Source organism: Bradyrhizobium sp. SRL28, from assembly GCF_018596315.1.
GTDB lineage: Bacteria > Pseudomonadota > Alphaproteobacteria > Rhizobiales > Xanthobacteraceae > Bradyrhizobium.
Genome location: NZ_JAHEAG010000003.1, coordinates 250,966 through 264,030, shown reverse-complemented (window position 1 = coordinate 264,030; position 13,065 = coordinate 250,966). Strand labels below are relative to the sequence as shown.

The window sequence follows — 13,065 nt, the reverse complement described above, 5'->3', positions numbered from 1 at the left end:
CGTCAGGTCGCAGGCTGGATCGCGCCGGCGGTGATCTCGTCGGCTGCGCGCTGGCCGGCACGTGACCCCGTCTGCCAGATCGCGGCCTTGCGCTCGATCCATTTGATCGCGGCGTTGAAGGCAATCGCCATTGCGAGCACCAGGAGTACGCCAGCGAACACGTGCGGGCTGTCGAGAATGGTGCGGTAGCGCGAGATCAGATAGCCGATGCCGGCGGATGAAATCAGCATCTCGGACACGACCACGCCGACGATGACGAGCGCGCCGCCGACGCGAAGTCCCGACAGCACCGTCGGTATCGCGGCCGGGATGATGACGCGAACCAGCCGCTGGCTCAACGTTGCGCCCATGCTGCGCGCGGCCAGCAGCAATTGCGGATCGATGGTCTGGATCCCGGCGGCGGTCGCCAGCATCGTCGGCAGGAATCCATAAATGGAGGCGAATGCGATCTTGGATTCCGAGCCGATGCCGAGCCACACCGTGAACACCGGATAGAGAATGACCAGCGGCACCGCATAGAGGCTCGACACCATCGGCATGATCAGGATCCGTGGCCGCGGCAGGCTGCCGACGATGGCGCCGAGCAGGATGCCGCCGCCGCAGGCGAATGCCATCGAGATCGCGACCTCATAGAGCGTGACGGCGAGGGCATGGCCGTATTCGCCCGCGTCGTTCCAGCCGGCGGCGAGCGTCGACGACAGCGACGGCAGAAAGAGCTCGGGAATGACGCCTGCGCGCGGCAGGATCTCCCACAGCGCGATCAGGCCGATTACGATCAATCTGCGAAGCGTTGTTGCGGTCATCTCTGCCTCACGCCGATTTGCGGATATGCCGCCAGATGCGGTCGCGCAGGCTGCCGAATGCGTCACCGCTCAGCATCTCATAGGTGCGCGGGCGGGGCAGTGAGACCTGCAGATGATCGACGATGCGGCCGGGCCGCGGCGACATCACGATCACTTCGTCGGCGAGATAGACTGCTTCGGTCAGGCTGTGAGTGACGAACACCACCGTCTTGCCGGTGGCAGCCCAGATCCGCAGCAGTTCGTCGCCCATGGTCATGCGGGTCTGCTCGTCGAGGGCGGCAAACGGTTCGTCCATCAGCAGTACCGGCGGGTCCTGAACCAGCCCGCGCGCGATCGAGACGCGCTGCTTCATGCCACCGGACAGTTCGTGCGGATGGCGCCTGCCGAAACCGTCGAGGCCCACCAGTTTTAGCGCATCCTGTGCCCGGGCGCGGCGATCGCTTTTTGCGACGCCGCGCAGCGCCAGCGGAAACTCGACGTTCTCTTCCGCCGTCAACCAGGGAAACAGGCTCGCTTCCTGAAACACCACGCCGACCCGGTTCGGGTCGGGCTCGGGGATCGGCGCGCCGCTGATGGTGATGGTGCCCGAGGTCTGCTGGCGCAGGCCCGCCATCATCATTAGGAGCGTGGACTTGCCGCAGCCGCTCGGGCCGACCAGCACGACGAAGCGGCCGGGTTTGACGTCGAGCGAAACGTCCTCGAGCGCAACGACGTCCTGCGTCGTGGTCTTGAAGATCTGCCCGACATTGCGGACTTCGATCGCACCGGCCGGCTTCAGCGGGGTTATGTTCGCCAATGGCTGCATCGTGTCTCCACCCATCTGACCAGTTCATTGAAGGCGATCGCGATCACGGCGATCATCACGACGCCGGCCAGCAACTGCTTCATCTGGAAGTTCTCGCCCCAGGTCGCGATCTGATGGCCGATGCCGTCGCGCGAGGCGTACATTTCAGCGAGGATCACGCCGGTGAGATTGAAGATCATCGAGATCCGCAGCGCCTCCAGCAGAACGGGAAGCATGCTCGGCAGATAGACGCGGAACGCGGTCTGCATCGGCGTCGCGCCATAGGAGCGGGCGACGGTCAGATGCTCGACCTTGACCGACTCCACCGCGGTCGTGGTCGACATGATCACGATGAAGATGGTCGAGAAGAAGCCGAAGCCGACCTTCTGCGCAAAGCCGACGCCGAACACCAGGATGAACATCGGCAGGAATATCGATTTCGGGATGCTGAAGGCGAAGAAAAGCAGCGGCTTTGCCACATCGGCAAAATAGCGATTCTCCGCGATCAGGAAGCCGATCAGCGCGCCGACGGGAACGGCGAGCGCGAACGCGGTCACCACCTCGGTCGCGGTGACAGCAAGGTCCTTGCGCACGCTCGCCCGCTGTAAGAGATCGCCGAGTGTTGCCAGTGTGTCGGACGCGGATGGCAGCAGGCGCGGATTAACGAGGCCGGTCCGCGACAGGATTTCCCATATCGCAAACAGCGCCACTACAATGGCGACCCGCGCCGCCTTTACACCCAGCCCGCTTTGCATTGCGGCTGCCTCAGAATTTGGTCGGAACCGGCTTGAACTGTGTCGAAATGATTTCGGCGGCGGGTCCAAGGTCTTTCATGCCGCCGGCCTTGGCCATGTCGAGCGCGAGCTGGAGCTGTTCCGGAATCTTCGGACCCTCCATGCTGCCATCGGTTTCCAGCTTCATGATGGTGTTTTCATATTCCAGCGCCGCGATCTCGGCGGGAATTTCATAGAGTTCGGTGATCAGTTTGACGGAAGCGTCCTTGTTGGCGCGCATGAACATCAGCGCGCCGTACAGTGCGTTCAGCGTCTTCTGCACCATCTGCGGCTTGTCCTGCACGTATTTGTCGAGTGCGATCCAGCCGGCGGCGAGGTTCGGCGGCACCTCCTTGGAGAAGTCGAGGATGGTGCGCGCTTCGCCCGATTTGGAAATCTGGAAGCTCAGCGGCGAATAGACCACGGCCGCGTCGACATTGCCGGCGAGCAGGTTCGGCACCAGGCCGCCGCCGCCGACGGGCACGCGGGTGAATTCGACCTTCTTGTCCTGCTGGGTCCACAGTGCCAGCAGGTCGGAACCGGAGCCGGCGGAGGTGATGGCAACCTTCTTGCCTTTCAGATCGTTGACGCCGAGCGTCGATTTCGAAAGCGTCATCAACTGCCAGCCGTAATAGCCCATGGCGGCGTTGGCGAGCACCTTGGAGTTCACGCCCTTCTTTCGTCCGGCCGACACCAGCGAGGTGGCGTCGAGAATGACGTCGGCGGCGCCCGCCGCCATCGCCTCGAACGTCTCGGCGCCGCCGCGATAGATCGTCAGCTCGGCGGTGATGCCTTCCTTCTCGAACAGCTTTTGGCGCACAGCGGTTTCCGCGATCGTGGTCGGCCAATAGGTTTTGGTCGGAAGCCCGATGCGGACGGTGTCGGCGGCTTGCGCGATGCCTGATGCACCAAGCACGGTGGCCGCCGCGATGGTTGCCAATATGTGGCGTCGGGTGATGCTCATGGTGACGTTTCCCTTTTGCTTTTCTTGAATTTGGTTTGGTCTTCGAACGATCGATCAGATGGTAGTGCTGCTCCCGGAAGCGTTGGGAGTTGCGAGCTCGACCAGACGCATGGTCGTCAGAAAGTGGGTGGAGAGCGCCGCAACCGCGGCATCGGCATCGCGCTTGAGCGTGGCATGCACGATGGCTGCGTGTTCGGCCTCGACGTTGCGGGATTTTTCGGTGTTGCGCCGGATCGCCAGCCTCCGATACCGCTCGCTCTGCTCATGCAGCACATCGCGGAATCCGAGCAGCCATTGTGAGCCGCAGGCGCTCACCAGCGTGCGATGAAAGACGTGGTGCCGCACCACCCATTCCTCGTAGTGATGGGTCGGATCGTCGGGATAGGTGTGGGGGACGGCGCAGAGCGCCGTGAAAGACTTCTCCACCGACTCAAGCCAAGCCGCGTCGCCGTGCTCGATCGAGCGCCTTAGCGCCAGCCCTTCGATATCGACGCGGGTCTGCGTCACGTCGCGCAGATCGGCTGATGATACCGGGCTGACGCGAAAGCCGCGCTGGTCGGAGGCCTGCACCAGCCCGTCCGCGACCAGCCGCGACAGAGCCTCGCGCACTGCGGCGAGGCTGACGGAAAACTGTTTGGCCAGGCCAGCGATATGCAGCTTCTGGCCGGGCAGCAGCCGGGTCGAGAGAATGTCCGCGCGCAACCGCTCCTGAACAGCCGACGTCAGGCTTCGCGGCCGTTCGTCGGCGAGACTCTCACCAAAACTCAACCCGATACTGCTCATGGCGGCGCAGATTGGCGAGGGGAGGCGATGTCGTCAATCGAAAATCGATTTTATTCCTAGCACATTGGCCGTGCTGTGGTTTTCCAATCCGGTTGCGGCGCCCAGCGCCGTTTGTCGGGGATCGGGGTTCAGAAATCATAGTGACAATCGTCCGGCGCTAACGTAGATAGTTCGCATGCGAAATAAATTCCCGGACCCGGTTTTCAGGTGACCGCCCGCCGCGAGCATCGCCTGGTTTTCCTGCTCAGCGTCGCGCAACGCCGGTTGCAGCGATGGATCGCGGCGCAGACCCAGCAAAGCGGGGTCACGGCCGCGCAGTCCGGGTTGCTGTTCGTCCTGGGCCAGCGCGACGGCGTGCTGATGGGCGAGGCGGGCGCGGCGCTCGATCTCGGTCCGCCCGGCATCAGCGGGCTGGTGGACCGGATGACGTCGGCGAACCTGATCAGGCGGCGGGCCGATCCGGATGACGGGCGGGCGTGGCGCCTGTGGCTGACACCGGCCGGCCGCACGGCGCTGGCGCAGTCGAAAACGGGGCTCGCTGAGATCAACGCGCGCCTCACGGACGGATTTACCGACGCCGAGATCGACGTCGTCGCGCGCTGGCTCACCAGCATGCAAAGCAGATTTCCCAGAGAAGACGAATGACCGAGCATATCAAGATCGAGAAAGAAGACGGAATTCTAAGCCTGACGATGGCCCGCCCCGACAAGAAGAACGCGCTGACCAACGCGATGTATGGCGCGCTGGCTGATGCGATCGAAGCCGCTGAAACCGACACTTCCGTCCGCGTCCTGCTGATCCGCGGCGAGGGCGACATGTTCACCGCAGGCAACGACGTCGGCGAGTTTGCAGCTATTGCGGCAGGCGCTGTTCAGGGCGAGCGGCATGTCGGCCGTTTCCTGCAGGCGCTCGCAAAATCAAGCCGACCGCTGGTCGCAGCGGTTCAAGGACGCGCCGTCGGCATCGGCACCACGATGCTGCTGCATTGTGATCTGGTCGTGCTGGCCGAGAACGCGCTGCTGTCGACGCCGTTCGTCAATCTCGCACTGGTGCCGGAAGCGTCTTCCAGCCTGTTGATGCCGCTCCGCATCGGTTACGCGCGCGCCTTTGAGATGTTCGCGCTCGGCGAAGCCGTCGATGCCAAGTCCGCGTTTGCGTGGGGGCTCGCCAACCGAGTCGTTCCGCTCGACAAGCTCGATGCGGAAGCAAGAGCGCTCGCGTCCCGGCTGGCGAAACAGCCGGCGGGTGCCGTCAGCACGACGAAGCGGCTGATGCGCAATCCGGAGCTTCTCATGGCGCAGATCAAGGCGGAAAGCGAGCAGTTCGCAGCACGCCTGCAAACCGCCGAGGCGCGCGAGGCTTTCACGGCTTTCGCCGAGCGCCGGCCGCCGGACTTTTTGAAACTCGCAAAACAGCCGGCCTAACGGCTTTCTCTCCCCGCCCGCGGCCGGGAGGCAATTGACCGCCCGTGACGGCCCCGCTACCTGTTTCAGGTTGCGTGCGGGGAAACAAATGAACAAGAACAATGAAGCTTCCGAATTCGATTACGTGATCGTCGGCGCCGGCTCGGCCGGATGCGTGCTCGCCAACCGCCTGAGCGCCGACGGCAAGCACTCCGTGTTGCTGCTGGAGGCCGGGCCGAAGGATACCAATCTCTGGATCCACGTGCCGCTCGGCTACGGAAAACTGTTCAAGGAAAAATCCGTCAACTGGATGTACCAGACCGAGCCGGAGCCGGGATTGAACGGCCGGCAGGTGTTCCAGCCGCGCGGAAAAGTGCTCGGCGGTTCGAGCTCGATCAACGGCCTGCTTTATGTGCGGGGCCAGCATGAGGATTACGATCGCTGGCGTCAGCGCGGCAATGCCGGCTGGGGCTATGACGACGTGCTGCCCTATTTCAAGAAGGCCGAGAGCCAGCAGCGCGGGCCTGACAAATACCACGGCAGCGACGGACCGCTGCCGGTGTCCGATTGGCGGCACCATGATCCCTTGTCGGAGGCCTTTGTGGTCGCCGCCGCCGAGACCGGCATTCCGACCAATCCCGATTTCAACGGCGCGACCCAGGAAGGCGCGGGATTTTTCCAGACCACGACAAGGCGCGGCCGCCGCGCCAGCACGGCGTTCTCCTATCTGCGCCCGGCGAAGACCCGCAGCAATCTGCACATCGAGACCTCGGCGCTGGCCCAGCGTATCCTGTTCGAAGGCCGCCGCGCCAAAGCGGTCGAATACAAGCAGGAAGGCCGCGTGCGCACGGCGCGGGCGCGCAAGGAAATCCTCGTCTCCAGCGGCGCGTATAACTCGCCGCAGCTGCTGCAGCTCTCGGGCGTCGGACCGGCCGACTTGTTGAAGCAGCATGGCATCGAGATCGTGCTCGACGCACCCGGCGTCGGCAATGATCTGCAGGACCACTTGCAGGTCCGGCTGATCACGCGCTGTGCGCAAAAGGTGACGCTGAACGATGTCGTCAATCATCCGATACGCAAGATGATGGCGGGCATTCAGTACGCCGCCTTGCGCAAGGGACCGCTGACGATCGCCGCCGGCACCTCGGGCGCCTTCTTCAAGACCAGTCCGCGGCTGGCCTCGCCCGATATCCAGATTCACTTCCTGCCGTTCTCGACCGACAAGATGGGCGAGAAGCTGCATGCGCTCTCGGGCTTTACCGCTTCCGTCTGCCAGTTGCGCCCGGAAAGCCGCGGCTCGCTGCGCATCAGGAGCGCCGATCCTTCCGTTCCGCCGGAAATCCGCATCAACTATCTCGCGACCGAAACCGATCGCCGCGCCTTTATCGACGGCATCCGCATTCTGCGCAATATTCTCGCAGCACCCGCGCTGAAGGCCTACGCGGTCGCGGAGGTCGATCCCGGTCCGAAAGTGCAGAGCGACGACGAATTGCTGGACTTCTGCCGTCGCACCGGCAGCACGGTCTATCACCCGACCTCGACCTGCCGCATGGGCAGCGACGATCTCGCCGTCGTCGACCAGCGCTTGCGCGTGCGCGGCATCGACGGCCTGCGCGTGGTCGATGCGTCCATCATGCCGGACCTGATGTCGGGCAATACCAACGCGCCGACCATCATGATCGCCGAGAAGGCATCCGACATGATTCTGGAGGACGCGCGGTAGCTGGCTGATCGTAGCCCGGATGGAGCGCAGCGTAATCCGGGGCTCTCACCCGCGGAGCAGCTGTCCCGGATTGCGCTGCGCTCCATCCGGGCTACGAAGCTAACCCTTAAACGTCCGCACCCGCTTCAGCATCTGCTCGACATGTGCGATCGGGGTTTCCGGCTGGATGCCGTGGCCGAGGTTGAAGATCAGCCGCCCTTGCGCATAGTTCGCCAGCACGTCGTCGACGGCGCGATCCAGCGCCGCGCCGCCTGCGATCAGCGCCAGCGGGTCGAGATTGCCCTGCACCGCGACGCGGCTTTGCACGCGCTCGCGGATCAATGACGGCTCCGCCGCCCAGTCGATGCTGACGGCATTGACGCCGGTCGCGTCCACATAGGCAGGCAGCATGGCGCCGGCGCCGCGGGGAAAGCCGATGATCTTTGCGTCAGGCGCTTTCGCGCGTACGCCGGCGACGATGCGTTTCGCAGGCTCAATCGACCAACGCTCGAATTCGCGCGGCGGCAGCACGCCGGCCCAGGTATCGAAGATCTGCAACGCGTCCGCGCCGGCCTCGAGTTGCCCGAGCAGATACTGGATCGAATTCTCGACCAGCACGTCGATGATTTCAGCGAACGCCTCTGGACAACGATAGGCCATCATCCGCGCCGGCGCCTGGTCCGGCGTGCCCTGTCCCGCGACCATGTAGGTCGCGACCGTCCACGGCGCACCGCAGAAGCCGATCAGCGCAATCTCAGGCGCGAGTTCGCGCTTCACGCGGCGCAGCGCCTCATAGACCGGCTCGAGCTTGCCGAAATCGGCGGCGCGCGCCAGCGTCGCGACTTGCTCCGGCGTATCCAGCGGATCGAGCCGCGGGCCTTCACCAGCCTCGAAGCGCACCGAGCGGCCGAGCGCATAGGGAATCACGAGAATGTCAGAGAAGATGATCGCGGCGTCGAAGTTGAAACGGCGGATCGGCTGCAGCGTCACTTCTGCGGCATATTCCGGCGTGAAGCACAAATCGAGGAAGCCACCGGCCTTGGCGCGCAGCTCGCGATATTCAGGCAGATAGCGGCCGGCCTGCCGCATCATCCATACCGGCGGCACTTTCTGCCTGCGTCCGGCCAGCACTTCTATAAAGGGTTTCACGGCGGATTTCTGTGACAATCGAAAGTTCCTGCGCGAGTTGCTGATCTCTGGGCTCCTGATACACGCAGGTTCCGGATTGGCCAAGGCGCGATGTGGAACCGACTGAAATTCCCGGCGTTACCCCTGCCACGGAGGTACCCTATGGCTGAGAAATTCAACCCTGCACCGCATGACAAGCACGCCGCCGATCCGCAAGAGGCGATGCTGGCCGACCGCGAAATCCACGAGAAGCTCGAAAAGGGTCTGGTGGGTAGCTTTCCGGCTTCCGATCCCGTGAGCGCCGCGCAACCTTCGCCGTCGAAGGCGGATGGCGATCGCGAAAACGAGTCGTTGTGGGACAAGATCCGAGGCGTCTTTCGCTGACACCGCTCGACGGACCCGGCGATGAAGACCGAATTCAACCACGCCCCAAACGACTCGCCGCGGAGTGGCAGCACCAAGAAGGTCTCGCCGGTGGTATGGGCCGTGATCGTCGCTGTGGCGGTGGCCGCGACGGTCTGGTTTACGACGCACGGATGATGCAAGCGCCTGCCGACCGATGTTTGAACGCATGAAAGCGGCCTCCGTCGCGGAGGCCGCTTTCTTGTTGGCTGTTCAGTAGTGCGGTGGTGGCTCGTTGACCGGACCAGACAGGTTGCTTTCGGCCTCCCGCAGCCGCTCTTTCAGTTCGGACAGCTGCCGCGTCAATCTGTCGATCTCGGTCCATTGCGCCGTGATCGTCTGGTTCAGCGTCTCGATGGTCACGTCCTGATAGGACAGCCGCATTTCCAGCGCGTCGATGCGCTCGCTAAGTGCGTCGACATCACTCATGACAGCCATCATTCGGTGGTCGCTGCCGCAGCCCGTGGCCCAGCGCCACGCGTTCGTCGAATACAAAACACTCGCCGCGCCAGCGGCTCTCTTGCTCCGGCACGCCTTCGAGATAGCGGAGGATGCCGCCCTTGAGGTGATAGACCTCACCAAACCCCTGCGCCAGCAGATAGGCGCTGGCCTTCTCGCACCGGATGCCACCGGTGCAGAACATCGCGATCCTCTTGTGCTTCGCCGGATCGAGTTTCTGTGCGGCGAACTCCTTGAACTGCCCAAAGCTTTTGAGACCGGGATCGACCGCGCCTTCGAACGTGCCCATCGCCACCTCGAAGGCGTTGCGGGTATCGATGACCAACGTGTCGGGCGCTGTTATCAGTTCGTTCCAGTCCGACGGCTCGACATAGGTGCCGACCTGCCGCGTCGGATCGACAGCGGTATCTCCGAGCGTGACGATTTCTTTCTTGAGGCGGATCTTCAGCCGCTGGAACGGCATCTCGGAAGCGCTCGAAAACTTGAGTTCGAGATTGTCGAGCCGGCCACCGAAGAGGGGGCCGTGCTGCAACTCGCCGACGAACGCGTCGATGCCCTCATCGCCTCCCGCAACCGTGCCGTTGATGCCCTCATGCGCCAGCAGCACACTGCCCTTGATCCCAAAGCCGGCCGCAAGCGCGCGCAACGGCTCGCGCAGCTCCCGGAAATCCGGCAGTGCGGCGAATTGGTAGAGGGCGGCGACCTTGAGCGGCATGGCGACCGTTTATCAGGCAGGCCGGGCAGGGGAAACCCCGTAAAGCTCTGCATATTCCGCGTATTGCCACCGCCAGACCTTGGCATGCCAGCCATTGCCCAGCAGGGGATGAATATGCCAAAGAACCATCTGTAAACCCACCCGATCGTCCCCAGCGGGATGCCCAAGAAATATTGAAGAAACGCTGAAAGAAAGCACTCGCGATGAGGAATTTCCATTTCGCCGGCCGCTCCACGGTCCATGCCCAGAACGCGATGGTGGCGACGTCGCACCCGGAGGCCGCGCTTGTCGCCATCGACGTGATGCGGGCGGGCGGTACGGCTGCGGACGCCGCGGTCGCGGCCTGCGCGCTGCTCGGGGTGATCGAGCCGCAATCGACCGGCATCGGCGGCGATTGCTATGCGCTGATCCAGCCGAAGGGCGAGGGCAAGATAACAGCCTATAACGGCTCCGGCCGCGCGCCGATGGCGGCAACGGCCGAATGGTATCTGGAGCGCAAGATCCACTCGGTGCCGCTGACTTCGGCCCACTCGGTGAGCATTCCCGGCGCGATCGACGCCTGGGATACGATCCTGCGTGACCACGGCAAGATGGGGCTCGACACACTGCTGCAGCCCGCGATCAAGGCGGCCGAAGAAGGCTACATCGTTGCGCCCCGCATCGCCTTCGACTGGAAGAACCAGTTCGAGAAGCTGAAGAACGGCACCAACACCGAGCGCTACCTGCTGCCGCATGGAAAACCAGCGGTGGCCGGCGACATCATTCATCAGCCGGAACTGGGCAAGACGCTGCGCGCGATCGCCAAGAACGGGCGCGACGCGTTCTATGCCGGCGAGATCGCCGCCGACATGGTGGAGACGCTCCGCGGGATCGGCGGCCTGCACACGCTGGAAGACTTCGCTGCGCATTCGACCGAAACCACGTCGCCGATCGGCACGATGTACAAGGGGCACGACGTCTGGCAGTGCCCGCCGAATGGCCCGGGCATTACCATGCTGGTGATGCTGAACATCCTCTCCCGCTTCGACCTGACGAAATTTGCGCCGCTCAGCATTGAGCGCTTCCATCTCGAAGCGGAGGCCGCGCGCATCGCCTACATGATGCGTGAGCAGTACATCGGCGATCCGCAGCAGGTGCACGTCGACGTCGCCGGCATCCTCGCCAAGGAATTCGCCGAGGAGCACATCAAGAATATCAGGATGGACCGGCTGCTCGACCTGCCGAACGTTGCACCGCCGATGAATCCGTCCACGGTCTACATCACCGTGGTCGACAAGGACCGTAACGTCTGCTCGTTCATCAACTCGATCGCGCATTCCTTCGGTTCGGCGATCGTGTCCAACAAGACCGGCATCCTGCTGCAGAACCGCGCCGGCGGTTTCCGGATTCAGCCCGGCCATCCCAACTGCATCGCGCCGGGCAAGCGGCCGCTGCACACGATCATTCCGAGCCTCGCCACCAAAAACGGCCGCGCGGTGATGCCGTTCGGCGTCATGGGCGGGCAATATCAGCCGGTGGGGCAGAGCCATGTGCTGACCAACATCCTCGACTATGGCTGCGACGTGCAGGAAGCCATCGATATGCCGCGCGGCCTGCATTACGAGGGCTTCTACCAGCTCGAGGACAGCGTGCCGGCCGAGATCGTCGAGGGCCTGAAGAAGATCGGCCACAAGACCACCAGCGTGGTCGGACCGCTCGGCGGCGGCCAGGCGATCTGGATCGACTGGGACAAGGGCACGCTGACCGGCGGCTCCGATCCCCGCAAGGACGGTTGCGCGCTGGGCTACTGAGCCCTTCGGTTCTCACTACTTCCGGAACAACAGCCCGTCGCTTTCGTTAGAGCGATGGGCCGCAGCCGTCCGCATGGCAGCGGCCGGTTGTCTGTTGCCAGAGGTTTATTATCAGCATTCTTGATTCAGATGATACGCAACAGGCCGACCTGCGCGGCGGCCGTTCGCCGTGGTTTGCAAAGTCAGGACGTCCGTCGCGCCTCGAAATGGGCGAAAATCTTAGATGTGATGCGCTCATTGTCGGGGCCGGCATTACGGGATCATTGGTCGCCGAGCGCCTGACCCGGCAGGGGCTTAACGTCGTCATCGTCGATCGTGAGTTTCCCGGCCACGGCAGCACGGCGGCTTCCACGTCGATGCTGCTATGGGAAATCGACCAGCCGCTATGGCAACTGAGCGAAGTCTATGGCTTCGAGCGCGCCGCGCGGGCCTATCGCGCCAGCTTCGATGCCGTCGCCGGCCTGAAATCGCTCGTGGGGCAACTCGGCATTACCTGCGACATGCGCGCGAAAAATTCGCTGTGCCTTGCGGCAGGCGATAGCATCGGAGAGCTGCTCGAAGAGCATCGGTTGCGCGAGCGCGCCGCGCTGCCCGGCGATTTTCTCGATCATGGCATGCTGCTCGATCGTTTCGGGTTCGCGCGTGCCGGGGCGATCGTCTCCCCGGGTGCGGCCGATGCCGATCCCATACAATTGGCGCACGGGCTGCTCGGGCTGGCTGTCGCGCGCGGCGCGCGGTTGTTCGAGGGCGAGGCCGTCGCATTCGATGCCGCCGGACGGTCGGTGGGCGTTCGTCTCGCAAGTGGTGGCGAGATCGAGGCGCGGTCCGTCGTTCTTGCCACCGGCTATGTCATGCCCGATATCGTTCAGTCCACCGTGCATGCGGTGTCGTCGAGCTGGGCGATCGCAACCGTGCCGCAGCCGCAAAATATCTGGAAGGATGACACGCTGATCTGGGAGGATGCGAAGGATTATCTCTATGCCCGAACGACCCGGGCAGGGCGCATCATCATCGGCGGCGAGGACAGCACGGAGATTGTCGAACCGGAGGCGCGCGATCGCCTTATCCCCCAGAAATCGCGCGCACTCGCGCAACGGCTCGCGGCGCTTTGGCCCGCCGCAAGGACCGACATCGAGTTTAGCTGGTCCGGCACATTCGATACCACGAGCGACGGCTTGCCGCTGATCGGCCCGGTCCCCGGCGCCAAGGGCGTCTATGCGGCTTACGGCTATGGCGGCAACGGCATCACCTTCAGTTTTCTCGCCGCGTGCCTGATCGGTGATCTGATCGCCGGAAAAACCTCGCCGCTGCTCACAGATTTTGCGATCGATCGTGACGGCGGCAACAGCGGCTGAAACA

At 63.7% G+C, this 13,065-nt stretch carries 15 protein-coding genes; 7 read left to right on the top strand and 8 right to left on the bottom strand.

All coding sequences use genetic code 11. The features are described from left to right. Positions 1 to 2: 2 nt before the first annotated feature. Genes KIP88_RS09115 through KIP88_RS09095 form a run of 5 tightly spaced genes read right to left on the bottom strand, consistent with a single transcriptional unit; the run spans position 3 to position 4,107 of the window. Positions 3 to 803 carry an ABC transporter permease gene (locus tag KIP88_RS09115; RefSeq protein ID WP_214487567.1) on the bottom strand — a complete coding sequence of 267 codons (801 nt, stop codon included), beginning with the start codon at positions 801 to 803 and terminating at the stop codon, positions 3 to 5. 7 nt (positions 804 to 810) lie between these two features. Further along, positions 811 to 1,608 carry an ABC transporter ATP-binding protein gene (locus tag KIP88_RS09110; RefSeq protein ID WP_249790639.1) on the bottom strand — a complete coding sequence of 266 codons (798 nt, stop codon included), beginning with the start codon at positions 1,606 to 1,608 and terminating at the stop codon, positions 811 to 813. Then, on the bottom strand, positions 1,587 to 2,342 hold the full coding sequence (locus tag KIP88_RS09105; RefSeq protein ID WP_214487565.1) for an ABC transporter permease: 756 nt from the start codon (positions 2,340 to 2,342) through the stop codon (positions 1,587 to 1,589). Before KIP88_RS09105 ends, KIP88_RS09110 begins: the two co-directional genes overlap by 22 nt. Before the next feature lie 10 nt (positions 2,343 to 2,352). Next, positions 2,353 to 3,324 (bottom strand): ABC transporter substrate-binding protein, encoded by a 972-nt coding sequence (locus KIP88_RS09100; protein WP_214487564.1) that lies wholly within the window; start codon positions 3,322 to 3,324, stop codon positions 2,353 to 2,355. A gap of 54 nt (positions 3,325 to 3,378) precedes the next feature. Next, positions 3,379 to 4,107 carry a GntR family transcriptional regulator gene (locus KIP88_RS09095; protein WP_214487563.1) on the bottom strand — a complete coding sequence of 243 codons (729 nt, stop codon included), beginning with the start codon at positions 4,105 to 4,107 and terminating at the stop codon, positions 3,379 to 3,381. 207 nt (positions 4,108 to 4,314) lie between these two features. On the opposite strand from KIP88_RS09095, the gene KIP88_RS09090 reads away from it, so the two are divergent. From KIP88_RS09090 to KIP88_RS09080, 3 genes are all read left to right on the top strand, one after another. Further along, positions 4,315 to 4,752: a MarR family winged helix-turn-helix transcriptional regulator gene (locus KIP88_RS09090; protein ID WP_308163339.1), complete on the top strand. Its 438-nt coding sequence runs from the start codon at positions 4,315 to 4,317 to the stop codon at positions 4,750 to 4,752. Further along, complete coding sequence (locus KIP88_RS09085) at positions 4,749 to 5,531, top strand: enoyl-CoA hydratase (RefSeq protein WP_214487562.1); 783 nt, start codon at positions 4,749 to 4,751, stop codon at positions 5,529 to 5,531. Before KIP88_RS09090 ends, KIP88_RS09085 begins: the two co-directional genes overlap by 4 nt. Positions 5,532 to 5,619: 88 nt before the next feature. Beyond that, a complete protein-coding gene (locus tag KIP88_RS09080; RefSeq protein ID WP_214487561.1) occupies positions 5,620 to 7,233 on the top strand; it encodes a GMC family oxidoreductase in 1,614 nt (537 codons plus the stop codon). 99 nt (positions 7,234 to 7,332) lie between these two features. Here the strand turns inward: KIP88_RS09080 and hemE are convergent, their stop codons facing one another. After that, positions 7,333 to 8,379 carry a uroporphyrinogen decarboxylase gene (hemE, locus tag KIP88_RS09075; protein ID WP_214487560.1) on the bottom strand — a complete coding sequence of 349 codons (1,047 nt, stop codon included), beginning with the start codon at positions 8,377 to 8,379 and terminating at the stop codon, positions 7,333 to 7,335. A gap of 123 nt (positions 8,380 to 8,502) precedes the next feature. Between hemE and KIP88_RS09070 the strand changes: the two genes are divergently transcribed. Then, a complete protein-coding gene (locus KIP88_RS09070; RefSeq protein ID WP_214487559.1) occupies positions 8,503 to 8,724 on the top strand; it encodes a hypothetical protein in 222 nt (73 codons plus the stop codon). A 21-nt stretch (positions 8,725 to 8,745) separates the two neighbouring features. Beyond that, positions 8,746 to 8,880: a hypothetical protein gene (locus tag KIP88_RS47845; RefSeq protein WP_283848502.1), complete on the top strand. Its 135-nt coding sequence runs from the start codon at positions 8,746 to 8,748 to the stop codon at positions 8,878 to 8,880. Between the two features lie 75 nt (positions 8,881 to 8,955). Here KIP88_RS47845 and KIP88_RS09065 read toward each other — a convergent pair whose 3' ends face one another. Both KIP88_RS09065 and KIP88_RS09060 read right to left on the bottom strand, forming a co-directional pair. Then, a complete protein-coding gene (locus KIP88_RS09065; protein WP_214487558.1) occupies positions 8,956 to 9,171 on the bottom strand; it encodes a SlyX family protein in 216 nt (71 codons plus the stop codon). Beyond that, a complete protein-coding gene (locus tag KIP88_RS09060) occupies positions 9,164 to 9,916 on the bottom strand; it encodes a rhodanese-related sulfurtransferase (protein WP_214487557.1) in 753 nt (250 codons plus the stop codon). The genes KIP88_RS09065 and KIP88_RS09060 overlap by 8 nt, the downstream gene beginning before the upstream one ends. Before the next feature lie 203 nt (positions 9,917 to 10,119). On the opposite strand from KIP88_RS09060, the gene ggt reads away from it, so the two are divergent. Together ggt and KIP88_RS09050 are read left to right on the top strand one after the other, a co-directional pair. Then, positions 10,120 to 11,706 (top strand): gamma-glutamyltransferase, encoded by a 1,587-nt coding sequence (gene ggt / locus KIP88_RS09055; protein WP_214487556.1) that lies wholly within the window; start codon positions 10,120 to 10,122, stop codon positions 11,704 to 11,706. Between the two features lie 107 nt (positions 11,707 to 11,813). Beyond that, positions 11,814 to 13,061: an NAD(P)/FAD-dependent oxidoreductase gene (locus KIP88_RS09050; RefSeq protein ID WP_374226449.1), complete on the top strand. Its 1,248-nt coding sequence runs from the start codon at positions 11,814 to 11,816 to the stop codon at positions 13,059 to 13,061. Positions 13,062 to 13,065 lie beyond the last annotated feature (4 nt).